25 protein-coding genes are annotated in these 25,182 nt (G+C 70.5%); 14 read left to right on the forward strand and 11 right to left on the reverse strand.

Annotated features, from left to right (window positions below):
* The first annotated feature begins 115 nt into the window (after positions 1 to 115).
* Positions 116 to 1,729 (forward strand): peptide chain release factor 3, encoded by a 1,614-nt coding sequence (locus BMY19_RS02270; RefSeq protein WP_056531911.1) that lies wholly within the window; start codon positions 116 to 118, stop codon positions 1,727 to 1,729.
* 51 nt (positions 1,730 to 1,780) lie between these two features.
* Here the strand turns inward: BMY19_RS02270 and BMY19_RS02275 are convergent, their stop codons facing one another.
* Together BMY19_RS02275 and BMY19_RS02280 are read right to left on the reverse strand one after the other, a co-directional pair.
* Positions 1,781 to 2,239: a response regulator gene (locus BMY19_RS02275; RefSeq protein ID WP_020092936.1), complete on the reverse strand. Its 459-nt coding sequence runs from the start codon at positions 2,237 to 2,239 to the stop codon at positions 1,781 to 1,783.
* A gap of 7 nt (positions 2,240 to 2,246) precedes the next feature.
* Positions 2,247 to 2,714 (reverse strand): BLUF domain-containing protein, encoded by a 468-nt coding sequence (locus tag BMY19_RS02280; protein WP_100250740.1) that lies wholly within the window; start codon positions 2,712 to 2,714, stop codon positions 2,247 to 2,249.
* A 310-nt stretch (positions 2,715 to 3,024) separates the two neighbouring features.
* On the opposite strand from BMY19_RS02280, the gene BMY19_RS02285 reads away from it, so the two are divergent.
* The 5 genes from BMY19_RS02285 to BMY19_RS02305 all read left to right on the forward strand — a co-directional run bounded on the left by BMY19_RS02285 (position 3,025) and on the right by BMY19_RS02305 (position 8,683).
* On the forward strand, positions 3,025 to 4,410 hold the full coding sequence (locus BMY19_RS02285; RefSeq protein WP_020092934.1) for a flagellar hook protein FlgE: 1,386 nt from the start codon (positions 3,025 to 3,027) through the stop codon (positions 4,408 to 4,410).
* Positions 4,411 to 4,444: 34 nt separating this feature from the next.
* Positions 4,445 to 6,328, forward strand: coding sequence for a flagellar hook-associated protein FlgK (gene flgK, locus BMY19_RS02290; RefSeq protein ID WP_100250741.1), 1,884 nt, complete (start codon positions 4,445 to 4,447; stop codon positions 6,326 to 6,328).
* A gap of 2 nt (positions 6,329 to 6,330) precedes the next feature.
* On the forward strand, positions 6,331 to 7,938 hold the full coding sequence (locus BMY19_RS02295) for a flagellin (protein WP_100250742.1): 1,608 nt from the start codon (positions 6,331 to 6,333) through the stop codon (positions 7,936 to 7,938).
* Between the two features lie 147 nt (positions 7,939 to 8,085).
* The gene (locus BMY19_RS02300; protein ID WP_056531919.1) at positions 8,086 to 8,346 is read left to right on the forward strand and encodes a hypothetical protein; all 261 of its coding nucleotides are present in this window, start codon (positions 8,086 to 8,088) and stop codon (positions 8,344 to 8,346) included.
* Position 8,347: 1 nt separating this feature from the next.
* Entirely contained in the window at positions 8,348 to 8,683 is a 336-nt protein-coding gene (locus BMY19_RS02305; protein WP_020092930.1) for a porin family protein, read from the forward strand.
* Here the strand turns inward: BMY19_RS02305 and BMY19_RS02310 are convergent.
* The 3 genes from BMY19_RS02310 to BMY19_RS02320 are packed head-to-tail and all read right to left on the reverse strand — an operon-like array spanning position 8,680 to position 10,661.
* Entirely contained in the window at positions 8,680 to 9,153 is a 474-nt protein-coding gene (locus BMY19_RS02310) for a hypothetical protein (RefSeq protein WP_020092929.1), read from the reverse strand. The genes BMY19_RS02305 and BMY19_RS02310 overlap by 4 nt on opposite strands.
* Entirely contained in the window at positions 9,140 to 9,499 is a 360-nt protein-coding gene (locus BMY19_RS02315; RefSeq protein ID WP_020092928.1) for a rod-binding protein, read from the reverse strand. The genes BMY19_RS02310 and BMY19_RS02315 overlap by 14 nt, the downstream gene beginning before the upstream one ends.
* Before the next feature lie 25 nt (positions 9,500 to 9,524).
* Positions 9,525 to 10,661 (reverse strand): flagellar basal body P-ring protein FlgI, encoded by a 1,137-nt coding sequence (locus BMY19_RS02320; RefSeq protein ID WP_042672916.1) that lies wholly within the window; start codon positions 10,659 to 10,661, stop codon positions 9,525 to 9,527.
* 240 nt (positions 10,662 to 10,901) lie between these two features.
* Between BMY19_RS02320 and BMY19_RS02325 the strand changes: the two genes are divergently transcribed.
* Entirely contained in the window at positions 10,902 to 11,330 is a 429-nt protein-coding gene (locus BMY19_RS02325; protein WP_020092926.1) for a flagellar assembly protein FliX, read from the forward strand.
* A gap of 75 nt (positions 11,331 to 11,405) precedes the next feature.
* Here the strand turns inward: BMY19_RS02325 and BMY19_RS02330 are convergent, their stop codons facing one another.
* The gene (locus BMY19_RS02330) at positions 11,406 to 12,902 is read right to left on the reverse strand and encodes a helicase HerA domain-containing protein (RefSeq protein WP_091925170.1); all 1,497 of its coding nucleotides are present in this window, start codon (positions 12,900 to 12,902) and stop codon (positions 11,406 to 11,408) included.
* Between the two features lie 244 nt (positions 12,903 to 13,146).
* Between BMY19_RS02330 and BMY19_RS02335 the strand changes: the two genes are divergently transcribed.
* From BMY19_RS02335 to dksA, 4 genes are all read left to right on the forward strand, one after another.
* Positions 13,147 to 14,394 carry an Hsp70 family protein gene (locus BMY19_RS02335; RefSeq protein WP_100250743.1) on the forward strand — a complete coding sequence of 416 codons (1,248 nt, stop codon included), beginning with the start codon at positions 13,147 to 13,149 and terminating at the stop codon, positions 14,392 to 14,394.
* A gap of 127 nt (positions 14,395 to 14,521) precedes the next feature.
* Positions 14,522 to 15,895: an MBOAT family O-acyltransferase gene (locus tag BMY19_RS02340; RefSeq protein WP_100250744.1), complete on the forward strand. Its 1,374-nt coding sequence runs from the start codon at positions 14,522 to 14,524 to the stop codon at positions 15,893 to 15,895.
* 2 nt (positions 15,896 to 15,897) lie between these two features.
* Positions 15,898 to 16,905, forward strand: coding sequence for a hypothetical protein (locus tag BMY19_RS02345; RefSeq protein WP_100250745.1), 1,008 nt, complete (start codon positions 15,898 to 15,900; stop codon positions 16,903 to 16,905).
* Positions 16,906 to 17,087: 182 nt separating this feature from the next.
* Complete coding sequence (gene dksA, locus BMY19_RS02350) at positions 17,088 to 17,507, forward strand: RNA polymerase-binding protein DksA (RefSeq protein ID WP_012322444.1); 420 nt, start codon at positions 17,088 to 17,090, stop codon at positions 17,505 to 17,507.
* Between the two features lie 47 nt (positions 17,508 to 17,554).
* Here the strand turns inward: dksA and BMY19_RS02355 are convergent, their stop codons facing one another.
* Genes BMY19_RS02355 through BMY19_RS02365 form a run of 3 tightly spaced genes read right to left on the reverse strand, consistent with a single transcriptional unit; the run spans position 17,555 to position 20,506 of the window.
* Positions 17,555 to 19,279, reverse strand: a complete 1,725-nt coding sequence (locus BMY19_RS02355) for a pilus assembly protein TadG-related protein (RefSeq protein ID WP_100250746.1) — start codon at positions 19,277 to 19,279, stop codon at positions 17,555 to 17,557.
* Positions 19,251 to 19,916 (reverse strand): TadE/TadG family type IV pilus assembly protein, encoded by a 666-nt coding sequence (locus BMY19_RS02360; protein ID WP_100250747.1) that lies wholly within the window; start codon positions 19,914 to 19,916, stop codon positions 19,251 to 19,253. Before BMY19_RS02360 ends, BMY19_RS02355 begins: the two co-directional genes overlap by 29 nt.
* On the reverse strand, positions 19,895 to 20,506 hold the full coding sequence (locus BMY19_RS02365) for a TadE/TadG family type IV pilus assembly protein (RefSeq protein WP_244534809.1): 612 nt from the start codon (positions 20,504 to 20,506) through the stop codon (positions 19,895 to 19,897). Before BMY19_RS02365 ends, BMY19_RS02360 begins: the two co-directional genes overlap by 22 nt.
* A 234-nt stretch (positions 20,507 to 20,740) precedes the next feature.
* On the opposite strand from BMY19_RS02365, the gene BMY19_RS02370 reads away from it, so the two are divergent.
* Together BMY19_RS02370 and BMY19_RS02375 are read left to right on the forward strand one after the other, a co-directional pair.
* A complete protein-coding gene (locus BMY19_RS02370) occupies positions 20,741 to 21,151 on the forward strand; it encodes a hypothetical protein (protein ID WP_020092918.1) in 411 nt (136 codons plus the stop codon).
* The gene (locus BMY19_RS02375) at positions 21,148 to 21,618 is read left to right on the forward strand and encodes a hypothetical protein (protein WP_026604891.1); all 471 of its coding nucleotides are present in this window, start codon (positions 21,148 to 21,150) and stop codon (positions 21,616 to 21,618) included. The genes BMY19_RS02370 and BMY19_RS02375 overlap by 4 nt, the downstream gene beginning before the upstream one ends.
* A gap of 12 nt (positions 21,619 to 21,630) precedes the next feature.
* Here the strand turns inward: BMY19_RS02375 and BMY19_RS02380 are convergent, their stop codons facing one another.
* Positions 21,631 to 22,908, reverse strand: a complete 1,278-nt coding sequence (locus BMY19_RS02380) for an NAD(P)/FAD-dependent oxidoreductase (RefSeq protein ID WP_100250749.1) — start codon at positions 22,906 to 22,908, stop codon at positions 21,631 to 21,633.
* 146 nt (positions 22,909 to 23,054) lie between these two features.
* On the opposite strand from BMY19_RS02380, the gene BMY19_RS02385 reads away from it, so the two are divergent.
* Positions 23,055 to 24,395 (forward strand): glutamate--tRNA ligase, encoded by a 1,341-nt coding sequence (locus BMY19_RS02385; protein ID WP_100250750.1) that lies wholly within the window; start codon positions 23,055 to 23,057, stop codon positions 24,393 to 24,395.
* A 4-nt stretch (positions 24,396 to 24,399) separates the two neighbouring features.
* Here BMY19_RS02385 and BMY19_RS02390 read toward each other — a convergent pair whose 3' ends face one another.
* Complete coding sequence (locus BMY19_RS02390; protein WP_100250751.1) at positions 24,400 to 25,176, reverse strand: class I SAM-dependent methyltransferase; 777 nt, start codon at positions 25,174 to 25,176, stop codon at positions 24,400 to 24,402.
* Between the last annotated feature and the right edge of the window lie 6 nt (positions 25,177 to 25,182).

Below are 25,182 nucleotides of genomic sequence, written 5' to 3' on the forward strand. Positions count from 1 at the left end.
GCCCCATTCTGCCGCCGTCTTTGCCAATATCGGGGCTTGCCGCTACACGATCTCGAGACCGCGCGAGTGCCGCGCCGCGCACCACCACGTTCCGCCGACCCAGAGCGTTCGCTCCATGCTGATGCAGACCAAGACCGAGGCGAGGCCGGCCGATCCGGTGTCGCGGCGGCGCACCTTCGCGATCATCTCCCACCCCGACGCGGGCAAGACCACGCTCACCGAGAAGCTTCTGCTGTTCGGAGGCGCGATCCAGCTCGCCGGCGAGGTGAAGGCCAAGCGCAACCGGGTCTCGACCCGCTCCGACTGGATGGGCATCGAGAAGGAGCGCGGCATCTCGGTGGTCACCTCGGTGATGACCTTCGAGTACGGCGACTGCGTCTTCAACCTCCTCGACACGCCCGGCCACGAGGACTTCTCCGAGGACACCTACCGGACGCTGACGGCGGTCGATTCGGCCGTCATGGTGATCGATGCCGCGAAGGGCATCGAGGCGCGCACGCGCAAGCTGTTCGAGGTCTGCCGCCTGCGCGACATCCCGATCGTCACATTCGTCAACAAGCTCGACCGCGAGGCGCGAGACCCGTTCGAGCTTCTGGACGAGATCGAGAAGACGCTGGCCCTCGACGTCGCCCCGGTCACGTGGCCGATCGGCACCGGCCGCAACTTCTCCGGTACTTACGAGCTCGGCGGCAACCGTGTCCGCCGCCTCGACGCCGCCGAGGATGCGGGGATGGTCCCGGTCTCGGGTCCCGGCGACAAGCTGTTCGACGAATTGCTCACCGAGGACGGCGCGGCCGACGCGTGGCGCGAGGAGGTCGAACTCGCCGAGGGCGGGCTGAAGCCGTTCGACCTCGACGCGTTCCGCGAGGGCCACTTGACGCCGGTCTTCTTCGGCTCGGCGCTGCGCAATTTCGGCGTGCGCGACCTGATCGACGGTCTCGCCAAGGTGGCGCCGCCACCCCGCGGCCAGGACGCCGACAAGCGCCTCGTCGAGCCGACCGAGCCGCGCATGACCGGCTTCGTGTTCAAGATCCAAGCGAACATGGACCCGAATCACCGGGACCGGATCGCGTTCATGCGGGTCTGCTCGGGCAAGCTCAACCGGGGCATGAAGGCCCGGCTGGTGCGCACCGGCAAGCCGATCTCGCTCTCGGCGCCGCAATTCTTCTTCGCCCAGGACCGTGCCATCGCCGACGAGGCCTATGCCGGCGACGTGGTCGGCATTCCGAACCACGGCACGCTCCGGATCGGCGACACGCTCACCGAGGGCGAGGACATCGTGTTCCGGGGTGTCCCGAGCTTCGCGCCGGAGATCCTGCGCCGGATCAAGCTCACCGACGCCATGAAGGCCAAGAAGCTGCGCGAGGCGCTCCAGCAGATGGGCGAGGAGGGCGTCGTCCAGGTGTTCGTGCCGCAGGACGGCAGCCAGGCGATCGTCGGCGTGGTCGGCGCGCTGCAGCTCGACGTGCTGAAGGAGCGGCTCCAGGCCGAGTACGGCCTGCCGGTGGATTACGAGACGTCGCGATTCTCGGTCTGCCGCTGGGTGTCGTCTGATTCGGAGGCCGAGCTCGACAAGTTCATCGACTCGCACGGCTCGGCCATGGCCAAGGACCTCGACGGCGCCCCGGTCTTCATGGCGACCACGGCCTTCTCGCTCCGCTACGAGGAGGAGCGCTACCCGGCCGTGCGCTTCACCGACGTGAAGGATTACCAGAAGCGGGCGGCGTGACGCGCTTCGGCGGCGCCTCCGCGTCGCCGGGCCCGCGAGGGGTGCGCGGCGTCAGAACTTGCCGAGCATCGGGAATTCGACGCTCAGGGTCGATTCGGACGCGATCGGCGCCTCGCGCTTGCGCGGCTTGCGGTTGAGGACCTGCTTCAGCTTGGTCTTTAGCACCGCCATGTCGAACGGCTTGAGGATGAAGGCGTCCGCGCCCGCCTGGTGGGCGAGGTTGATGTCCTCGAAGTCGAAGGACGACTCGGTGAGCATGAAGGGCGTGTTCATCAGCGCGTCGTCGGCGCGGATCTCGCGCAGCAGGGTGAGCCCGTCCATGGGCTCCATGTCGAGATCGGAGATCACCAGGGCGTAGCGGCGCTGCCGCATACGCTCCAGCGCCTCGGGCGCGTTGGTGACGCCCTCGACGTCCGGGAAGCCGATGCGGGTCATCAGCATCACGATCAGCCGCAGGAGCTTCTCCTGATCGTCGACGATGAGAATCGGGGGCGTATCGCTCTCGGACATCGGCGGCTCAGATGAAGAGGTGGTCGATGCCCTGACGGGACATCGCGTCGGACTGCAGCGACAGGCACAGCCCGTGTATCGCGGACGCCTTCGGCGTTCCGCGCTGGAGCATCGGGAGCAGGTTGGCCTTGGCGAACAGCGTGTCGTTCCCGGCCGTGCGCTGCGCGCTCTTGAACGAGTGGACGAACTCGCGCTTGGTGATCTCCCGCCACTCGCTGATCTGGACCTCGCGGTGCCGGCTGTCGGCACTCACCCGGTCGAAGGTCTCGTGCACGGATGTGCGCTCGCCCTCGATGACCTGGCAGGCGAAGTTGCCCTCGATGACCAGAAAGCTCGTGATCACCGCGAACTCGTTCTTCTTCTGAGCGATGCGACCGATATCGCTGATCTGCTCGGACCTCTTCGCCGCGTCCGACGACAGCTTGAGACGCGAGAAGTAGATGATGTGGACGAGGCTTGTCCGTTTCGCCCGCATGATCCCGAGATCCGCAATCCGTACCCGTTCAGCGCTTCCGGACAGGACGCACCGCGCGTGGCCCCGGCCCGGCGGCATCTTCGCGCGTGTCGAATAACACCGCGTAAACGCGGCGGACGGGACTTCCGGTCCGGATCTCCGCGCCCGCGGGTCCGACCCGGCAGGATCTGCCGGGCGCGCGGCCATGACCGGTCAACCCTGCCGGGTCGTCGACAATCCGGTCCAGGATTCCCAAGGACTTAGCCCTGGCATGCCGGTTGCGGCCGGACCAGCCTGCGGGCCAGTGCGGCGCGCATCGGGATCGTTCGCCATGGATCTTTTCACCGCCCTGCAGACCTCGGTCTCCGGACTCCAGGCGCAGTCCTACGCCATCAGCAACATCTCCGGGAACATCGCGAACTCGCAGACGACCGGCTACAAGCGCATCGACACCAGCTTCGTCGACCTGATGTCCGAGAAGACGCCGGGCCGAGAGGTCGCGGGTTCGGTGCTGCCCCAGTCGCAGCTCACCAACACCCTGGCCGGCAACGTGGTCTCGTCGAGCGTGCCCACCAACATGGCCATCAACGGCCAGGGCTTCTTCACCGTCGTGCAGAAGACCGGCGACGCGAACGGCGCCACATCCTTCGGCGGCACGAGCCTGTACACGCGCCGGGGCGATTTCGCCCAGGACAAGGACGGCTATCTCGTCAACGGCGCCGGCGGATACCTGACCGGATCCAACCTCGATCCGATCACCGGTCAGACGACCAGCATCGGTCCGATCAAGATCGGCAACTCGGCGCTGCCGGCGCAGGCCACCACGACGATCACCTACGCCGCAAACCTGCCCTCGACGCCGAGCACGTCGGCCTCGGCGACGTCGGGATCCGATCTCTACAATCAGAATACCGCAGCGGTCGTGACCTCCGGATCGGGGCAGACCGGCGTCAAGGTCGATTCGACCCAGACCGGTGCCGTCTCGACCTTCATGAGCAACAGCATCGCCGGCCCGTCGCTGCCGGTCTACACGTCGACCGGCGCGCCGCTCACGCTGACGACCCGCTGGGCCAAGGTCCAGGACGCGACGACCACGCCGGCTCAGCCGGCCGTGTGGAACCTGTACTACTCCACCAACCCGAGCGCGCTCACCACGTCCGACTGGAACAACGTGGGCACGGCCTTCACCTTCGATTCCACTGGGAAGCTCACCTCGCCCTCGACGAACCCGATTCCGCTGGGGCCGATCACCATGGGTGACTACACGTTCCCCAGCCTCAACATGAATCTCAGCGCCTCAGGCCTGACGCAGTATGCCGACACGACCGGTGCGGCGACGACCAACGCGCTGACGCAGAACGGCAACAGCTCCGGGACGCTCACGAGCGTGGCCGTCGGTCCGGACGGAAAGGTCAACGGCACCTTCTCCAACGGTTCGGTCGTGGCTCTCGCCTCGGTCGGCGTCGTCCAGTTCGCCAATGCCGACGGCCTGAAGGCCGATACGAACGGGAACTATCTCCAGACGGTCGATTCGGGGCCTCCGCTCGCGGGCCTCAACGGCAGCACGATCTCGGGCGCGAGCAACGAGCAATCGAACACCGACATTGCGACCGAATTCTCTAAGATGATCGTAACCCAGCAGGCTTACTCTGCGAACACGCGCGTCATGTCGACGGCCCAGACGATGATGTCTGATCTGCTCAACGTGATCCGCTGAGTGAGGGTGCGATTCGAGCCGCGGAGGCCGTGACATGTCGCTGAATGCGATCTCCACCTCGAGCGCAGGCCTCGCCGCCACCCAGGCGGCGATCAACATCGTCTCGCAGAACGTCGCCAATGCCGGGACGGCGGGCTACGTCAAGCGCACGCTCTCGACGGTCGCCACCGGGACGAACAATTCCGGCGTGGCCGCCGGCACGATCACCCGCAGCTTCGACGCCGCGGCGCTGAACCAGCTCCGGCTGGAGACCTCGGGCGCCGCCTACACGGGCACCAAGTCCGGCATCGCCGCCCAGCTCGACGCCCTCTACGGCGTGCCCGGCAGCGCCACCTCCCTCGACGGGACGCTGAACACCTTCACCCAATCGCTCCAGGAACTCGCCGCGAACCCGACCTCGGCGGCCGCCCGCACGACGGTGCTGGGCAATGCCGCGGCCGTCGCCAGCCTCATCAACAGCGCCGCCGGAACGGTGCAGAACCTGCGCACCGGCCTCGAGTCGCAGCTCGGCACCGACACGAGCGCGGCGAGCACCATCCTGTCCAACATCGCGACGCTCAACGGCAAGATCCAGAACACCACTGACAGCACCTCGCTGACCGATCTTCAGGACCAGCGCGACCAGGCGATCAACAGCCTGTCGAGCTACATGGACGTGCAGACGGTCCAGCAGCGCGACGGCACGGTCTCGGTCATGACCCAGTCGGGGGTGACGCTGGTCGACCGCGGGAACGCCGCGACCCTGACCTTCGATGGACGCGGCGTGCTCAGCCCCACCGCGAGCTACTCGACCGACCCCGCCCAGCGGACGGTCGGAACCATCACGGCGACGCTGCCGGGCGGCGGCAAGATCGACCTCGGCGCCCCCGGCGTGCTGCGGTCCGGCAGCCTGGCCGCCGAGATCGAGATGCGCGACCAGACCCTGCCGCAGGCGCAGCGGCAGCTCGACGATCTCGCGGCCGGCCTCTCGAAGGCGCTCACGAATACCGCGACCACCGGGACGTACAGCGGGACCGACACGCAGATCAGCGTCTCGACGATGCAGCCCGGGAACACGATCACCTTCCCGGTCACCGACAACACCGGGGCCGTGCGCAACGTGACGCTGGTGGCGTCCGCGACATCCAGCGGCGCGGTCGTGCCCGCCGCGCAGACCACGGATGCCAGCGGCCTCACGCTGACCTTCAACGCCAGCGGCGGGCCCGGCACATACGCGGCGGCCATCCAGTCCGCCTTCGCCACGTTCAACGCCTCCGGCAGCGCCTACAAGCTGCCGGCGCTGTCGGCGAATCCGGTCTCCTCGACCGCCACCAGCGCGACGCTGACGCTGGGGGCGGCCGGCAAGGTCGCCGGCGCGGCGAGCGCCAGCGTTACGGCCGTCTCGGCGTCGGACCTGAACACCGGCAACCCGTCGATCGCGATGTTCGTCGACGGTACGGGCAACAAGCTCTACACCGGCACGTTCGACGGCGGCTCGCAGCTCACCGGTTTCGCCCAGCGCATCACGGTCAACGGCGCGCTGGCGGGCAACACCGCCGCGCTGACGGCGACGAGCGCCACGGACACGAGCACGTCGGGCGCCCGCGCCCAGAAGCTGTTCACGGCGCTCACCGCGAACCAGCAGACCTTCTCGTCGTCGAGCGGTATCGGCGGCGTCTCGGCCCCCTACAGCGCCACCGTGATCGGTTTCGCGCAGGACATCGTGTCCACGCAGGGGGCCAACGCGTCGAACGCCGCGGCCCTCGACGCCACCCAGCAGACGGCGCTCTCCACGGCGCAGAGCCGGTTCTCCGCCGGGGCGGGCGTCAACATCGACCAGGAGATGTCGAACCTGATCGCCCTGCAGACCGCGTACGGTGCCAACGCCCGCGTGCTCACCGCGGCCCGCGACATGCTCAACCAGCTGCTGCAGATCTGATCATGACGACGATCACGCCCTTCGCGGCCGGCTCCTACATCACCAACCGCAACGCCTCGCAGCTCCAGGCGCTGAAGAGCCAGCTCAACGACCTGACCAACCAGCTCTCGAGCGGTCAGGTCTCGCAGACCTATGGCGGCCTCGGCTCCGGGCGGTCGACGGCTCTGTCCGCGCAGGCCACCCTGAGCGCGCTCTCCGGCTACGCCGCCGGCATCACCGCCGCGCAGACCCGGACCGACCTCGCGGTCACGAGCCTGACGCAGGTGGCGACCCTCGGCACCTCCACCGGGACGATGCTCCAGAACGGCCTGCAGAGCGTGGCGGCGAACTCGGTCTCCGGCCGGTCGACGGCGCTGGCCAACCTGCAGACGGCGCTCGACACGCTCAACGAATCGGCGGCGGGCAACTACCTGTTCGGCGGCACCGACACCACGACCCAGCCGGTGGTCGATTCGAGCAAGATCCTCAACGGCACGACCGACGCGAGCGGCAACACCCTCGACGGCCTCTCGACCCTGATCTCGCAGCGGGTCACCGCCGAGCTCGGCGCGGGGGGCAACGGCCGCCTGACGCAGACTCTGGCCAGCCCGGCCACGAGCGTGCAGGTCACCGAAGAGTCGAACAACCTGACCCGAGGACAGTTCGGATTCACCCTGGCGGGCGCGCCGACCACGACCGGCTCGGCGATCGGCGCGACCTACACGGCGGGCACGGCCACGAGCCCGGGCAGCTTCAGCCTCAGCATGACGACGCAGCCGAGCGCCGGCGACACCGTGTCGTTCGCGCTGAAGATGGCCGACGGCACCTCCACGACGATCACGCTCACGGCCGCGACGAGCGCGGACCCGAAATCGATCACCAACTTCGCCATCGGCTCGACGCCCGCCCAGACGATGGCCAACCTGTCGGCGACACTGAGCAACGCGCTGACCGGTGCGGCCAACAGCACGCTGGCGGTGAACGCCACCGCGGCGACCGCGTCGAACTTCTTCTCCGGCGCGGCGGAAGGCGGCCCGTCGGGGTCGGGCGTGATGCCGCAGCGCATCCTGTACGATGGCACCACCCCGGTCGGCTACAGGGCGGCCACGCCCCAGGACACGGTGCTGTGGTACCAGGGCGAGAACACCTACACGCAGCCCGCGCCGCCGGCAGTGCCGCAGCCGACCTCGGCGATCGACACACAGTCGGTCCAGGTGAGCGCGACCGGGAGCGTCGGGACGGGCGCCCGCGCCAACGATCCCGCCGTCCAGAACGTGCTCGCCGGCTTGGCGACCATGGCCTTCGGCCTGCCCACCACGAACGACGCCAACACCTACAACACCTACCAGACGGTGGCGACGAAGGCCGGCAGCCTGCTCTCGTCCGCCAACCAGACCCCGAGCGTCCAGGACACGGTCACGCAGCTCACCGTCGCGTCGACGCGGCTCTCGAATGCCGGCACGACCAACAAGGCGCTCCAGAACACCGTCCAGAACACCCTGGACGGGATCGAGCAGATCTCCCCCGAGGAGGTCATCACCAAGCTGCTCGACGTGCAGAACCGGCTCCAAGCCAGCTATCAGGTGACCGCGACGCTCTCGAAGCTCTCCCTCGTGAACTACATCAGCTGAGCTGATCGCCGAGACCGGTCAACGCGCGCCTGACGCTCGAAAAATCTCGCGACGTGTCGGGTTCACCATAGTCTTGCCGCTTTCCGAGAATGAAGCGCAGCGTGCGGTCGCGCCCACGCGCCGTCATTCGATTGAGGAGAGGTCGGCATGGCGCTGTCCGGACCCATCGAACTCGTCCTCCGCCTGGGAGCCGTCCCGCGTAGCGGCGCGATCGTCCTGGTCGAGCAGGCCGTCGACACCTACCTCGCGGGCTACGCGCATCCCGAAGAGCGCGCCATCGCCCTCGACATCCTCCTGCGCGACCTCGCCCGCCTGCGCATCCACGAGCCCGACCTCGACGGGTTCGTCGGCGAGGTCGAGCACTACATCGACCTGCTTCACCGGGATCTCGCCCGCCAGGCCGCCTGAGATGCGCGGCCGGATCCCGGTCTGCGCTGCCCTCGCGGCGATCGTGGCCGGCGCTGGCCCGGCCGAGGCCCTCGACCTGCGGGATCTGCCCGTGATCCCGGGGCCGGTGCCGTGCCCGTCCAAGGGCCAGGGCTTCGTGCGGCTGCCGGGGAGCGGCAGCTGCCTCCGCGTCTCGGGCCGCGTCGTCGCGGGGGCGGATCTGGCCGCGGGGAGCGGCGTCGCGGCAGCGCCAGTTGTCGCCGGCCGCATCGCGGTCGACAACCGCGTCGACACCGATCTCGGCGAGGTGCGGACCTACGTCCGGATCGGCGCCGGCCGCCGTCCGGGCGGGCCCTAGAGGTTGCGCGAGAGGACCAACGGCCCGCTGCGCACGCCGCGGCCGTACGGGGACGGCGCTGGCGTCTGCCGCCCGTAGCCGGAGGGGAGCTGTGCCCGACCGATCTCCTCCGCCAGGGTCTTGATCAGCCCTTCCGAGACGGTCTTGGCGCTGGCGAGCACCGTCTGGTTCGCCTCCACGGCCGCGGTGAACCGCCGGTGGGCGGTGCGCAGGGCCTCGACCCCGTCGGGATGGAAGCGCTTCAGTGCGACGGCGTTCGCCTTCGCGACCTCGAGACCCTGCATGTAGGCGGCGGCCAGCGCGGCCTTCGGCTCGGCCGCGGCGACGCCCTCCTGCAGTCGCCCTTCCCGGACGTAGGCCGCCTCTTCGGCGAGCACGGCTTCCAGCGCGGCCATGTTGCCGAGCACGCCCGCCACCAGGGCCTCGGCGGTGATCCGGTCCCCGACGCGCAGCGGTTCAGCCCTTTGCATGGATCGCTCCCTCGCTCGCCGCGCCCTGCATCTTCATGATCTCACGGAAAACCGAATCGGCGATGCCGACTCCGCCGCTCTTCACGATCTGCTTCGCGTATTCCTTGGTCAGCATCGAGCGGTAGACACCGCCGCCGGTCCCGTTCTCGCCGAGCGGCCCGTCGGTGCCCTCCGACTGGGTCAGCCGGTCGAGGCTGTTCTCCAGGAACATCGATTCGAACTCGGTCGCCGTCTTCAAGGCCTTGGCCTTGTTGGCGGTCTTGATGATCCCGTCGACGGCGCTCCCGGCCACCGAGGTTCCGACGCTGGCGGCGGCGCTGGCCGCGAGACTGGCGAGTTGCAGCATGGATCGTCCCTTCGCGTCCGTTCGGTCACATCAGCTCGATATCGGCCTGGAGCGCGCCCGCGGCCTTGATCGCCTGGAGGATCGAGATGAGATCCCGCGGGCCGACGCCCAGGGCATTGAGACCGTCGACCAACTCGCGCAGGCTGACACCCTCCTTCACCAGGGCGAGCTTGTTTCCGTCCCCGGTATCGACCTTCACCCCCGTGCGCGGCACCACGACGGTGCGTCCGTCGGAGAACGGCGCCGGCTGGCTGACCTGCGGCTGCTCGGTGATGGTGACGGTGAGGTTGCCCTGGGCGATGGCCACCGTCGACACGCGCACGTCTCGGCCCATGACGATGATGCCGGAGCGCTCGTCGACCACGACCCGGGCGGTCTGGTCAGGCTCCACCTTCAGCTGCTCCACCTCGGTGATGAGGCGGATCATGTTGCCGTTGTAGCGGGACGGGATCTGGATCGTGACGGTGGCCGGATCGGTGGGCTCGGCGGTGTCGGCGCCCATGAAGTCGTTGATCGCCGCGGCGATCCGCTTCGAGGTGGTGAAATCCGGGTTGCGCAGCGACAGACGCAGCGAGCGGGCGTCGTTCAGCTTGAAGGCGATCTCGCGCTCGATATTGGCGCCGTTGGAAATCCGGCCGTTGGTCGGCACGCCCCGGGTGATCTTCGCGGCATCGCCCTCGGCGGCGAAGCCGGCGATCGCCACCGAGCCCTGCGCCAGGGCGTAGACCTCGCCGTCGGCGCCGAGCAGCGGCGTCACCAGCAGGGTGCCGCCCTGGAGGGACTTGGCGTCGCCCAGCGACGAGACCGTCACGTCGATCCGGGTGCCCTGGGCGGCGAAGGGCGGCAGGCTCGCGGTCACCATCACGGCGGCGAGGTTCTGCGTGCGCATCGTGGCGCCGCGGGTGTTGACGCCGAGGCGCTCCAGCATGGCCTGGAGCGACTGCTTGGTGAACGGGATGTTGTTCAGCGTGTCGCCGGTTCCGTTGAGGCCGACCACGATGCCGTAGCCGACGAGCTGGTTCTGGCGAACGCCCTCGATGGAGGCGAGATCCTTGACGCGCGACAGGGCGAGCGCCGGCACGGACAGCGCGGCGAGAAGCAGGGCGCCCGCGAGGGCGACCGAGAGAGACCGGAGAGGACTGAACGCGTGACGCGGGCGCATGCCGTGTTTCGACCGTGACGGACCTGCCCCCATCCTGCCAGGGTCGTGCCAGCCGCCCGATCTGTGCAAGCCGTTGAAGAAAACAAAGTTTTTCCGGGCCAGGTCTGGCCCCGCGCCTCGCGGTGCCGGCACCGAACCTGCCGACCCGGCAGCTTCTGCCGGCTTGTTTACCCGCGCTTAACCCTGGCGGCCGAATTTCCGGTTCTGCGCGGGGGCGCTTGGAGCAACGCGAACCGGATCATGCGTGTCGAGACTCGCCAGCCGATCCAGAGCGCCGGCGGTGTCGCGTCCGCCCGGAAGCCCGAGGGCGGCGCAGCCTTCAGCCTCGGCGCGGCCCCGTCGTCGACGACGTCTGCCGGCGCGCCGGCCGCCGCCGCGACGCTCGCCGGGCTCGACGCGGTCCTGCTTCTCCAGGCCGAGGCCGACACGCCCCAGGAGCGGCGCCGGCGCTCCGCCCAGCGCGGCCAGGACCTCCTCGACGGCCTCGACCGGCTGAAGGCGGCACTGCTCGGCGGCCGCGTCGCGCCGCAGGATCTGCGCGCCATCGCCGGCCGCCTGAACGAGCGTGCCGGCCTCTCGGGGGATCCCCGGCTCGACGGCCTGATGGCCGAGATCGAACTGCGCGCCGCGGTGGAACTCGCCAAGCTGGAGATGGCCCGGCGCGTCTGACCGGGCTTCCGCACCTGACCCCGGGCGCATCCCGGTACCGCGCCCGGCGAGCGCCCGATCCCGCTACCCCGCCCGCTACACCGCCCGCCGCTTCGGACCCGTCGGCAACATCTGCGGCTCGCCCGGTCCGGTCTCGACGCCGAGATCCGGCACCGCGATGATCGGTGCGCCGCGCAGGTCCTTGCGGGTGACGATGGCGCCGCGCTCCTCGAGATAGGCCAGCATCCGCCGCGCCCGGCCGCCCGAGCTGGTGCCGTAGGCCTCGGCCAGCACGGTGTCGGTGGGGCAGGGGGCGCCCTCGATGGCGGCCCGAGCGACCACGAGGAACAGGCCGGCGAGGTCGTCCGGCAGGCCGGCCGCGATCGCCTGGGCCTGCTCCCAGCCGGAATTGTCCGCGACCGCGCCGCCGGCCTCGGCCCGCGCGACGGCGAGGCGCCGCTTGAACTCGGGCAGACCCATCGTGTCGCCGCGCAGGCGCCGGATCCGGCAGCGGACCGTGAAGTCCTGGTAGAGCGTGGCGGGAGTGCAGGCGGCGGCGTCGGCATCCGCCAGCACGGAGGCCAGCACCTCGGCGAGCGCCGCCTCGCGGGCCTCCGGGTCCATGGGTTCCTCCTCCGGCTCCTCCGCCGGAGCCGGCGGACGGTAATTGGCGAGCTGGACGAGCACGTCGGGCGCCGGCGCGGGGCGCGGCTTCGGCCGCGGCGCCAGCGGCGCGACGGTCTCGGCGGGGCTCGCTGTGAGGATCAGCGCGCGGGCATCCTCCAGGGCGTCGGGCAGGGGCACGAGGACCGGCGAGGAACTCCGGCTCACGGTCTGGGTCGGCCCGACCGCGATGGTGAGCGGGCGCCGGGACAGGGCCGGTCCCAGGGCCACGAAATGCCCGCGCGGCAGGTCACGAAACGTCTCGGCCTGCCGGCGCTCCAGCCCGAGGAGGTCGGCGGCGCGTGCCATGTCGATGTCGAGGAAGGTTCGGCCCATCAGGAAGTTCGAGGCCTCGGCCGCGACGTTCTTGGCGAGCTTGGCGAGGCGCTGCGTGGCGATGATGCCGGCGAGCCCGCGCTTGCGACCGCGGCACATGAGGTTGGTCATCGCGCCGAGCGACAGGCGCCTGGCCTCGTCTGAGACCTCGCCGGCGGCCGCGGGCGCGAAGAGCTGCGCCTCGTCCACGGCCACCAGCATCGGGTACCAATGGTCGCGGTCGGCGTCGAACAGGCCGCCCAGGAAGGCGGCGGCGGCCCGCATCTGGCCGTCGGCGTCGAGATTCTCCAGCGACAGCACCACAGAGACCCGGTGGGTCCGCACCCGGGCGGCGATCCGCTGCAGGGCGACGTCGTCGCCGTCGGCCTCCACCACGACGTGGCCGTAGCGGTCGGCGAGGCTGGCGAAGTCGCCCTCCGGATCGATGATCGCCTGCTGCACGAGGCCGGCGCTCTGCTCGAGCAGCCGCCGCAACAGGTGCGATTTGCCGGACCCGGAATTGCCCTGAACCAGGAGCCGCGTGGCGAGCAGTTCGGTGAGGTCGAGGAGCGCGGGGCGCTCGCCGGTCAGGCCGAGATCGATGTCGGAACGCATGGGGCCTCATAGCACGGCCCGGCGGGTCCGGGTGTGCCGCCGCGGCACTGTCCACGCTTCCCGCATATGGGCCGCGTGTGGGCCGCATGCGGGCGTCGATCCGAGGCGTGGCTCCGCCGCCGGTGCGCGATCGGGCCGTCAACCCCCGTCCGGGAGCCCCGGGCCCCGCTCTTACGCCCTGGACCCCGGCATGGCGGCCCTGTAGGCCCACGGCCCTTCTCTCCACTCCCGGATCCACGACACGATGGCGGCCTGCGGCCTCGATTTCGGCACGTCGAACACCACGCTCGGGCATATCGGCCCGGACGGCCCGACGCTGCTGCCCCTGGAGGGCGCGCACCGGACAATCCCGAGCGCGATCTTCTTCGAGCTCGGACGGGAGCCGATCATCGGCCGAGCCGCCACGGCGGCCTATGTCGAGGGCCGGTCCGGCCGGCTGATGCGCGGGCTGAAATCCGTGCTCGGCACGCCGCTCATGGATGAGGCGACCCCGGTCGGCCGCCAGCGGCTGCGCCTGCGCGACGTCATCGCCCGCTACCTCACCGCCGTGAAGGCGCGGGCGGAGGCCGCCAGCGGCCAGAGCCTCGACACGGTGGTCCACGGCCGCCCGGTCCACTTCGTCGACGGCGACCCGGAAGCGGATCGCCGCGCGGAGGACACGCTGCGCGACATCGCCCGCGACGTCGGCTTCCGGGAGGTCTCGTTCCAGTACGAGCCGATCGCCGCAGCACTCGACTACGAGCGCCAGGTCCGCGCGGAGGAGATCGCCCTCGTCGCCGACATCGGCGGCGGCACCTCGGACTTCTCCATCGTGCGCCTCGCGCCGGAGCGGCGGGGGCGGCCGGACCGGGCCGGCGACATCCTGGCCAACGACGGCGTGCGGATCGGCGGCACCGATTTCGACCGACAGCTCAGCCTCGGCACGGTGATGCCGCTCCTGGGCCTCGGAAGCCCGATGCGCCGCGGCGACCTCGCGGTGCCGAACGCCTACTACCACGACCTCGCCACGTGGTCGGCGATCAACCGCCTCTACAATCAGAAGACCCTGCGCGAGATCGACGAGGTCATCCGCGACGGCGCCCGGCCCGACCTGCTCACGCGGCTGCGCGAGGCGGTGGAGGGCGAGCGCGGTCACGCCCTGGCCGGGGCGGTGGAGAGCGCCAAGATCGCGGCGTCCGAACAGGACGCGACCCTGCTCGACCTCGGGCTCCTGGAGCCCGGGCTCGCGGTCCCGGTGGATCGCGCGACCCTGTCCGCCCAGACGGGGGACCTCGCCCGCGCCGTCGCGGCCCGGATCGCGCGCTGCCTCGCGCAGGCGGAGCTGACGGCCGACCGGGTCGACGCCCTGTTCCTCACCGGCGGCTCCACCGGCCTGCCGCACCTGCGCGCCGCGCTGACGGCCGCGCTGCCGGCCGCCCGGGTGGTGGAGGGCGACACGTTCGGCTCGGTGGGGCTGGGCCTGACCATCGAGGCGGCCAGCCGCGGAGCGTGAGGCCGCGCCCGGCCGGGCGCGCCGCCTCTGCGGCGATTGACGGGCCGGCCTTGATCCTCGACAAGGCGGTCCCTCCCGCTCGGAGACAACGGCGGCCCATCCGGGCTCCTCCGCGCCGCCTCGCCCGATGCTGTTCAACTCCTTCGTCTTCCTCCTCGCCTTCCTGCCGGCCGCGCTGATCCTGCACGGGCTGGTGGCGCGCGCCGCCCCCGCGTGGCGGCTGCCGCTCCTCGTCGCCCTGTCCTTCGTGTTCTATGGCTGGTGGGACGTCCGGTTCGTGCCGCTGCTGGCCGGCTCGATCCTGGCGAACTGGTGCGTGGCGCGCGCCTATCGCCGGTGGCCCGGCCGCTGGCTGATCCCGGCGGCGATCGCCGCCAACCTCGCGCTACTCGGCGTGTTCAAGTACCTCGACTTCGCGGCCGACCTCGCCAATCTGATCCCCGGCCTGGAGGCGCAGCGGCTCGGTCTCGCCCTGCCGCTCGGCATCTCGTTCTTCACCTTCCACCACATCATGTATCTCGCCGACCTGCGGGCCGGCCGGGCGCCGGGCTTCGGGCTCGTGAAATACGCCCTCTACATCGCGTTCTTCCCGCAGGTTCTCGCCGGCCCGCTCGTGCGCTGGAGCGAGATCATGCACCAGTTCGACGAGGCGCCCTACGCGCGGCCCGACGCCGCCGAGCGCTTCGCCCGCGGGCTGATGCTGCTGACCGTCGGCCTCGCCAAGAAGGTGTTCCTCGGCGATCCGCTCGCGGAATACGTGAACCCGGTGTTCCAGGCCGCCGCTGCCGGCAAGGCCGTCACGGTGGTCGAGGCGTGGCAGGCGACGCTCGGCTTCACGTTCCAGATCTACTTCGACTTCTCCGGCTACACCGACATGGCGCTGGGCATCGCACTGCTGTTCGGCCTCGTCCTGCCGCAGAACTTCGACGCGCCCTACCGCGCCACGTCGCTCCGCGACTTCTGGCGGCGCTGGCACATGACCCTGTCGCGCTTCCTGCGCGACTACCTCTACATCCCGATGGGCGGGAACCGCCGCGGGCTGCCGCGGCAGGTCGGGGCGCTCGTCGCCACGATGACGCTCGGCGGCCTCTGGCACGGGGCCGGCCTGACCTTCCTCGCCTGGGGGGCGCTGCACGGCATCGGCCTCGGGGCCGGTGTCCTGGCGCGCCGGGCCCGGATCGCGATTCCCGCGCCGCTGGGCTGGGTGCTCACCAGCCTGTTCGTCGTGCTGACCTGGGTTCTGTTCCGCGCGACGAGCTTCGAAGCGGCCCTCGCGATCTTCAAAGGACTCTTCGGGCTCGCGCCGAGGGGCTCCGGCTTCAAGTGGCGCACCATCGCCATCGCCGCCCTGGTCGCGACGGTCGGGCCCACCGCCTGGAACGCGGTGTACCGGCTGCCGCCGCGCCGGCTCCTCGCCTTCGGCTTCGCGCTGCTGTTCGTGCTCGTCCTGCTGAAGATCGGCGACGATGCGAACTACGAGTTCATCTACTTCCAGTTCTGAGGATGGCGCCCGCACCCCCCACGACCGACAGGGACTGGCGCGGCTTCGCCCGCGCCCTGGCCCTGTCGATGGTCGGACTCTTCGCGGGCCACCTCGCCCTCGCGGTGCTGGTCGACCCCTACGATACCGGCCGCTCGACGCTGCTGTCCCGGGGGGCCGTGCGGCCGCAGGGGCCCCGCACGGCCTCGGCCGTCCGCGGCCGCGATCCGGCCTATGCGGGCGTGGTGATCGGCAACTCGCACATCCAACTCATCGAGCCGGCGGCACTGACCCGGCTCACCGGCATCCCGTTCCTCCAGCTCTCGGTGCCGGCCACCGGCCCGTCCGAGCAGTTCGCCTTGCTGGGATGGTACCTGCAGCACCACGCCCGCCCCGCCGCGATCGTGCTCTCGGCCGACGCGTTCTGGTGCGCGGACGACCCGTCCTTCCCGAGCGAGCACGGCTTTCCCTACTGGCTCGTGGGCGACTGGCCCGCCTACCTGCGCGGGCTGATCCGCTTCTCGGCCGCGCAGGAGACGGTCAACCGCATCGGCTGGCTCCTGAACCCGCGCCGCAAGACCGCCGCGGCCGACGGCTGGTGGGATTACGAGCGCAACTACCTGAGCCAGGGCTTCGGCGTCGATCCCGCCAAGAAGGCGGCGCTGGAGAAGCCGGTCGGGCCCGAGCCGGAGCCGCGGCACGGCGGCCCGTTTCCGATCGCGGCGCGCCTGCGCGCCGAACTGACCCGGATCCCGGCGGAGACGCCGGTCGTGGTGGTGTTCCCGCCGGTCTACGCCCGCGGCGAGCCGCCGCCCGGCAGCCCTCGGGCGCGGGCCGAGGCGGCCTGCCGGGCCGAGGTGCGCACGGTGCTGGCGACCCACGCGCTCAGCACGGTGGTCGACTGGCGCGACGGCCGCCCCGCGGCGGCCGATCCCGACCAGTTCTTCGACCAGACCCATTACAGGCTGCCGATCGCCCGGAGCCTGACGACCGAGATCGCCGAGGCGATCGTACGGTTGCGGACCAGATGACAGCGTAAAACATCTGTACCGTGGCCTGTTTGCCGCACGCGGCGATGCAGTGACAGCCAGTTACAGCCCCTGCATCCGTGTGCGTTGTGGCGATGAGGCACCTCGACTATACGGCACCTCACGTTATCGCCGCACACCGGCCATCCCCTGGTGGGCGGTTTACCATCCAGCGAGGGTGACGCATGGCGAAGGTGCAGCTGGAGGACGGCTACGTCCCGTCCGACGACGAGCCCTTCATGAACGACCGGCAGCGCGAATATTTTCGGCGCAAGCTGCTGAGCTGGAAGAACGACATCCTGCGCGAGGCGCAGGATACGCTGGTGGCTCTGCAGAGCGAGAACGAGAACCACCCCGACCTCGCCGACCGCGCGTCCTCCGAGACGGACCGGGCGATCGAGCTGCGGGCCCGGGACCGCCAGCGCAAGCTCACCGGCAAGATCGACGCGGCGCTGGCCCGGATCGAGGACGGGTCCTACGGTTTCTGCGAGGAGACCGGCGAGCCGATCTCCCTGCGCCGCCTCGACGCGCGCCCGATCGCCACCCTGTCCCTCGAGGCGCAGGAGCGGCACGAGCGCCGCGAGCGCGTCTACCGCGACGACTGACCGGGTCCGGCCCGCGCGCCGGATCCCGCGCAGCGCCGGCGCGGCGCCTACTGAGTCAGCCGCAGCGCGCCGATGCTGGCCTGGATCGACTTGAAGGCCTTGATCAGGTCGTCGGACGAGTTGGCGAGGTAGAACTGGTCCGGTGACGAGGCGCAGTTCCGCAGCAGCGTCTGGCCGGCCGAGTCGATCGGATCCGCCGGGACGCTGAAGCCGATCGTGTAGATCGATATATTATTTGTCTTCGCGTTGCTGCACGCGAGGGCTGTCAGTTTGTCGAGCGCATCCCGCGCTGTGCGGGCATTCGAAATATTTTGATTGCTGGGCGGAAGCCGCGAATTCGGGTTCGATCCATCGGCGTTCGTAAAATAGCCGAAGGGAAAATACATGGATTTATTGTAGGACGGGTTCGAATTTACGGGCCAGGTATTTTCCCCGTCTGTCATGAGGATCATGATCTTGTTGATCGTGCTGAGGTCGGAATTGGCGCTGTTCGAGGAGTAGCGCGCGCCGTCTGCGAACACGCTGTTCGGGGAAAGCGTGCGCCATCCCCACATGAAACCTTCATGAATATTGGTCGAGCCTGAGGCTACCATCAGGTTGATCAAGTTCTTGAGCGTCGTGGTATCACTGGTCAGTCGCTGAAGCGGCTGGGTCGTGCAGCCGAAATTCGGCCCGTTGGGAATACCCGTGTAGCGGTTTCGCGAGGTGGGCGACGGATCGCGGGGGCTGAGATACTTGCATGCACGCGCCTCGGCCGTCGAGAATGACGTGTCCCGGGTCGGCTTGGGGCAATCGGGGCTGTTCGTATAATCGTCGATATAGCTGTTAAAGCTGATACTCGATGAGTTTTTGGTCGAGTATTCGCTATATTCCGACGAGCCGTCACCCGGCTCGTCGGGGGCGAAGAGCGGGAGATAATAAGAATCCTTGTTGCTCGCGGTCGGTGCGCCGTCTTGAACATTCAGGGGATAGGGCAGAGTTTCGAGGCATCCCGCCCAGGCCCAGCCGGAGTTGGCCGCCTGCAACTTCGAGAAGATGTCGAAGCGATTGGTGATGCCCGTGCCCTGAAGGCCGTTGACGTTGAGCCAGTGATAGCTGGATTGCGCAGCTTGATCGATCCAGGTCGCGTAACGATAGGTGGCTGGATTGACAGCCACAGACGCGGCGAACGGCACGATGGAGATCTTGCTCGCGCTGGAGAAGGCCGGGCTGGTGTAGACGTAGTTGACGAAGTCGGTCGCGGCCGTCTGGACGGCCTGAAGCTTCGACTGTCCCCCGCTCGAGGCGGCCATCGAGCCCGTGTTGTCGAGCACGAGCGCGATCTCGAAAGTCTTCGGCAGCGGCGTGGCGCATTGCGAGACGGCGCCCGGGTTGATGCGCTGGGTCCCGGTCAGGCCGCCGAAGAAGGTCGTCGACTGCTTGTGAGCGGTCAGCGTGATCTTGCGCGGGCTGCTGGTGATGGCCAGCCGGTCGACCACGAGGCTCGCGGCCCCCATGGCACCGGTCATCGTCGTCTGCGCCAGGGCGTTGAGTTCGGTTTCGGACGTCGTCAGCGGCGTCTGGCAGAGCAGCAGCGCCGTAGCGTCGGCCGCGGCCTGGAGCTTCGTCTCCAGCCGCGTGGCGAAGCCGTAATCGATCGCCGCGCCGCCGACCATCACCATCGGCACGCTCAGGAACGCGAACAGCAGGGCGACGTTGCCGCCGCGGTCGCGCAGGAAATCGCGGCGCCGCTCGGGGCGGCCGTCAGGTTTTGCGAACGATCTTCGTGCCATCGCAGTTCGATTGTTTGTCGTCCGGCAGGACGACTTCCGTGTAGGTGCTGGTGCCGTAGGCCTGGCCGCCGCGGGTCGGCCACGGCGCGCTGCTGGTGAACGTGATCGTGTTGCTCACGCCTTTGGCGAGCTTGACCAGCGCGCTCCCGATCATCGGCGTGTAGCTGATGCTGACCTCAGCCAGGACGTAGCGCATGCCCGGCATCCGGTAGCCGTCCGGCACGGTCAGGCTGGGCGCGGGGCCGGGGCTCCGCGCGGTCCCGTTGGTGTTGGCGACGCTCGAGCAGACCACCGGAGGACCGCTCGGGTCCTTCGCGTCGGTGCCCATCGCGCTGACCACGATCTTGACCTTCGACGTGTCGAACGGGCGCATCACCGCCGTGGCGGAGGCGAGGATGTCGTTCATCACGGTGGTGCTGATCGGGTTCTGTGTGTCGCCCTGCGCCGTCAGGTCCGCCACGGTGCGGCCGAGCTGCGTCAGCTTGCGCCACTCGTCGATGGCGTGCGTCACCTCGGTCATGCCCGCCCAGATCGCGAGCAGGATCGGCAGGATGACGGCGAACTCGACGGCCGCGCCGCCGCGCCTGTCGTGCCGGAGCCGCGCCGCCCGCCGGGTCAGGACGGCGAGGACGGGCACGGGCTCGCTCCGACGATCTGATAGGGCTCGGTGCGGAACACCGCCGTGGAGGTCAGCAGGCTCGATCCCTCCGCGGAGCCGCTGGTGAACTGCTTCGTATTGAGGCCCATCAGATTGAAGAAGGTCGGGAACGGCACGGCCGCTGTGACGATCACGATCGTCCCGGGCGAAGCGCATTTGTAGTTGGAGCCGAAACTCGTGCTCCACGTGCCCGTGGCGGTGTCGATCGGCTTGGTCGCAGTCGCGCTCGCGAAGCTGCTCGAGGTCGCGACGTCGATCTTGACGTTCTGGCAGTTGAAGACGGTGGGCACGGGGCTGACGGCCGATCCGCACATCCTAGCCTTCAGGGTCGCGAGCACGGTCGCCGGATTGGTCTGGCCGGCGGTGTCGAGCTGGAACTGGCCGGTGAAGATCGTCCGGACCGCGTTCTGGAGCGCGCGATCGAAATTCTGCGTCGCCCACATCTGGAACACGATCTGGATGATCGCGCCGCACAGCGCCAGGAAGGGCAGGGCCACCAGGGCGAACTCCACCGCGGCCGCGCCCCCGGTTTCGCGCCCCAGGCGCGCGAGGAGGCAACCTGGCGTCACTCTGACCTGCGTTCCTACAAGTCCTCGGCTGTTCATATGCGAGCAGATCACTCGGAAGTAGACATCTCATCCGATGTGACGCCAAGCTTTTGCGAAACTCTTAATCCAATCGACTAGACCAGGGTTATCAAAGGGCCGCTACTTTTGGTTGTAATAGCGCCGGCGTGTCGGCGACGCGGTGTTGACGCACCGCCTGCGCGCGCCAGTTCCTCGCGCAGCGTGCCGGAGAACCCCATGAGATCCCCCCTGATCGCGCTCGTGGTCGGCGCGGTGGCGCTCGCGCTCGCCGCCTGCGATGCCCCGAAGCCGGGACCGGCCGGACCTCCCGGTGCGAAGGGTGATCGGGGACCGGCGGGGCCGGCCGGGCCGGCGGGGGTGAACGGCGCCACCGGCGCCCGCGGCCCCGCGGGCGACCCGGGCCCGGCCGGACCAGCCGGTCCGCCGGGACCGTCCCTGAACAGCCAGGTGCGCCTCGACGTGGCGTGCCGCCGTGACGAGGAATTGATTGGCGCTTACTGCCGAGGCATGGCGGTGGTGCCGTCGGTGACCGTCACGGACGGCGTGTCCACGGTCGGCTGCCTCGACATGACCGCCAAGGCCGCCAAGGATGCCCAGCCCGTCGCAGTCTGCATGAAGAAGCCATGAGACTCGCCGTCCCCGCTCTTCTGGTCGCGCTGGTGTCCGGCCCCGCCTGCGCGCAATCCTTCGTGCCCACGGAACGGGCGGCGATCGACCTCGTGCGCGACCGGCGCACCGCCGGCTTCACCACGGTGGCGCGGACGCTGGCCTATGCCGAGCGCGCGACCGGCGGCGCCTTCCGTCTCGGCGGCTACCGGGTCGATTACCGCCCGGACGTCCCCTTCGCCCGGGTGCGGATCTGCTATCGCCTGGGGATCGACCCGCCGACCTGCGGCCTCGCTTACCGCGTCGCGGTCAATCCCGCCCATGTCGAGCCGGCCGACCGCTACAGCGGCCTGACGCGCGACCTGGAGCACGGCCCGCAGGCCTTCCTCCGGGCACTCGCCCGGGAGGCCGACCTCCAGCGCCAGCCGGATATCCTGCGGAAGGTCGAGGCCGCGCTCGAGCCCTACAACCCCTACGACTGGCGCTGAGGGACGCGGCTCTCAGAGCAGCCGCGGCCAGCGCAGGAGCCGCTCTGGCGCGAAGGCAGCGACCGGCACGGCCGGTTCCCGGCCGGTGGCGAGGTCGGCGACGATCTCGCCGGTGATCGGGCCGGTGGACAGGCCGATATGGCCGTGGCCGAAGGCGAAGAGCAGGCCGTCGTGCCGGGGGGCGCGGCCGATCACCGGCATCCCGTCGGGGGTCGACGGCCGGGAGCCGAGCCACGGCGCGTTGTCCAGCGGGCCGCCGAGCCGAAGGGTGGAGGCCGCCTCCCGGGACGCCGCATCGATCTGGGTGTGGTCGGGCGCGGCGGCGCGCGCGTTGAGCTCGACACCGGACAGGACCCGGACCCGGTGCTCGCCCATCGGCGACAGGATCGAGCCCGCGCCCGTGTCGAGGATCGGCCGGGTCAGCGGCGCGCTGTCCGGATGCAGGGCGTAGTGGCGGTGGTAGCCGCGTTCGGCCGCAACGGCGAAACGGTAGCCCAGGGTCCGGGCGATCGCTCCGGACGCGGCGCCGGCCGCGAGGACAACCTGTCGGCCCCGCACCGCGCCGCCGTCGTGATCGACGCGCCAGCCGTCCGCCTGGGGCTCCAGCCGGGCGACGCTGCCCCGCAGGCGGCGGCCGCCGAGACCGGTGAACAGGGCCTCGCACGCCTCGATGAGCCGGCCGGGCTCGCGGACCGACCCCGTCTCGGTGAGCAGCATGGCCCGCGCGTAGGGCCGCACCAGCGCCGGCTCGAGCGCGCGCAGCGCCGCGGTGTCGAGGATGTCGAAGGCGACCCCGTGCCCGGCCAGGATCTCGCGCTCGAGGGCGGCGGACGCGAAGGCAGCTTCGGTGCGGTAGGCCTTGATCCAACCCGTCCGCTGCAGCCGGTCGCTGGTCCCGGCCCGGGCCGCCAGCCGCTCGTGGGCCGGATAGGCGGCGCTGGTCAGCGGCAGCAGCGCCTCCGCGGCGCGGCGCCAGCGCGAGGCGCGCGCGGCGGCGAGGAAGTGCGCCGTGTAGGGCACGATCCGCGGGAGATGCCCGTAGTGCAGCCGCAGGCCGCGATCGGCGTTGCGCAGGTAGGCCGGGAGCTTGCCCCACAGGGCCGGGCTCGACATCGGCAGGATCGAGCCGCGGCTGACCACGCCGGCATTGCCGTAGGAGGTCCGGGCCCGCGCCTCGCCGGGATCCAGCAGCACCACGTCGAGCCCGCGGTCCCTCAGCGCGATGGCGCTGGCGAGGCCGACCATCCCGCCGCCGACCACCACGATGTCGGCCGTCTCGTCCGTCGCCATGCCGCTCACATCCTGCACCGCACCACGCGCGCCCTTCTGCCGGGTTTCCCGCGTCCTGGGTAGCGGGCGCTGCGGGGGACGCATCCGGCCGGTGTGATCGCGAAGTCCCGCGCACATTCCCGCGCAGATCGGCTAGAGAGCGGGCCATGACTCTCGTCCGCTTCGCACCCTCGCCGACCGGGTATCTCCATATCGGCAACGCCCGGCCGGCCCTGCTCAACGCCCTGTTCGCCCGCCGGACCGGCGGCCGCTTCCTGCTGCGCCTCGACGACACCGACGCGGAGCGCTCCACGGAGGCCTTCGCCCAGGCGATCGGCGAGGATCTCGCGTGGCTCGGCATCGTGCCCGACCTGTTCGCGCGGCAGAGCGACCGCACGGCGCAGCACGACGCCGCCGCCGACCGCCTGCGCGCAGCGGGAAGGCTCTACCCCTGCTACGAGACGCCGGAGGAGCTGGAGCGCCGCCGCAGGCGTCAGCTCGGCCGCGGCCAGCCGCCGATCTACGACCGGGCGGCTCTGCAGCTGACCGCCGAGGAGCGGGCGGCGCTGGAGGCCGAGGGCCGCCGGCCGCACTGGCGGTTCCTGCTCGAGGCGCGGACCGTCGGCTGGGACGACCTCGTCCGCGGGCCGGCCCATGTCGACTGCGCGTCCCTGTCGGACCCGGTGCTGATCCGCGCCGACGGCAGCTACCTCTACACGCTGCCGTCGGTGGTGGACGACGCCGGTCTCGGGATCACCCACGTCATCCGCGGCGAGGACCACGTCACCAACACCGGCGTGCAGGTGCAGATCTTCGAGGCCCTGGGCGCGCCCGTCCCGGTCTTCGGCCACCACAACCTGCTGACGACGGCCGACGGGGAGGGGCTGTCGAAGCGCCTCGGCCACCTGTCGCTGCGCGGCCTGCGCGAGGCCGGTTACGAGCCCGCGGCGGTGCGCTCGCTGGCGGTGCTCACCGGCTCGGCCGAATCGGTGCGGGCGGTGCCCGACCTCGACACCCTCGCGGGCCTCGTCGATCTCGGCGAGATCTCGCGGGCGCCGGCCCGGTTCGACCCGGCGGAGCTCGACGGCCTCAACGCCCGCTTGGTCCACGTCATGCCGTACCCGGAGGCGGCCGCGCGCCTCGCGGCTCTGGGGATCCCGGAGGACCGGGCAGAGGCGTTCTGGGTCGCGGTGCGGGCCAATCTCGGGCGCGTCGCGGAGGCGGCCGACTGGTTGCGGGTCGTGGCCGGTCCCGTCGAGCCGGTGCTCACCGAGCCCGCCGTGATCGCGGCCGCCCGCGAGACCCTGCCGCCCGAGCCGTTCGGCCCGGAGACCTGGAAGGCGTGGACGACCGAGATCCGGACCCGCACCGGGGCCAAGGGCCGCGGCCTGTTCATGCCGCTCCGGCTCGCCCTCACCGGCCTGGAGCACGGGCCGGACCTCGCCGGCCTGCTGCCGCTGATCGGGCGGGAGCGGGCGGCGTGCCGGCTCTCCGGCGCGGCCGCCTGAGCGATCAGCGGCCGGGCTTCGGGCGCGCCTCGATCAGCGCGGCGTCGAGCAGGAAGCTGCCGTCGGCCTCGATGGCGAAATGCGCCGCGACCTCCGCGGGCGCGGTGACCTGCAGCGCCCGGATCGCCGCGACGTGGGTCTCCGGCGTCCGCATCCGGGCGATCCAGCTGGCGAACTCCATGCGCGGCCGGCTCGGCGTCGCGTCGCCGGGCGCGAATCCGGCCGCCTCCAGCAGGGCCCGCCATTCCGAGACCCGGTAGTCGCGCACGTGCGAGGGGTCGCGCAGCAGCTCCAGCGCCTGCAGGTGCGTGTCGAGCAGCGGATCCTCGGGCGCGACGATGTCGCTGACGATGAGGAACCCGTCCGCCCGCAGCACTCGTCGCGCCTCCGCCAGGGCCGCCGGCACGTCGCGCCAGTGGTGGGCGCTGTAGCGGGTCAGGACGGCGTCGAAGCTCGCGTCGGAAAAGGGCAGGGCCTCGGCGCCGCCCTGCCGGGTCTCGATCCGGTCGAGCCCCCGCCGGGCCGCCTCGGCCGCGACCGCCGCCAGCATCTCGGCCGACAGGTCGTAGGCCGTGACGGCGGCGCCAGTGGCGGCCGCCGCGAAGGCGACGTGGCCGCCGCCGCAGCCGAGGTCGAGCACCCGCAGACCCGGTCGCGCGCGGACCCGCTCGCCGATCCGGTCGAGATCGGCGCCGGCGGCGTGCACGGCGCTGGTCACGTAGGCGGAGGCCTGCGCGCCGAACTGGTCGACGACGTGTCGGGCGTGGCTGCGGGCGTTCATCGGCGG

It is taken from the genome of Methylobacterium sp. UNC300MFChir4.1 (assembly GCF_900110155.1).
Classification (GTDB): Bacteria; Pseudomonadota; Alphaproteobacteria; order Rhizobiales; family Beijerinckiaceae; genus Methylobacterium.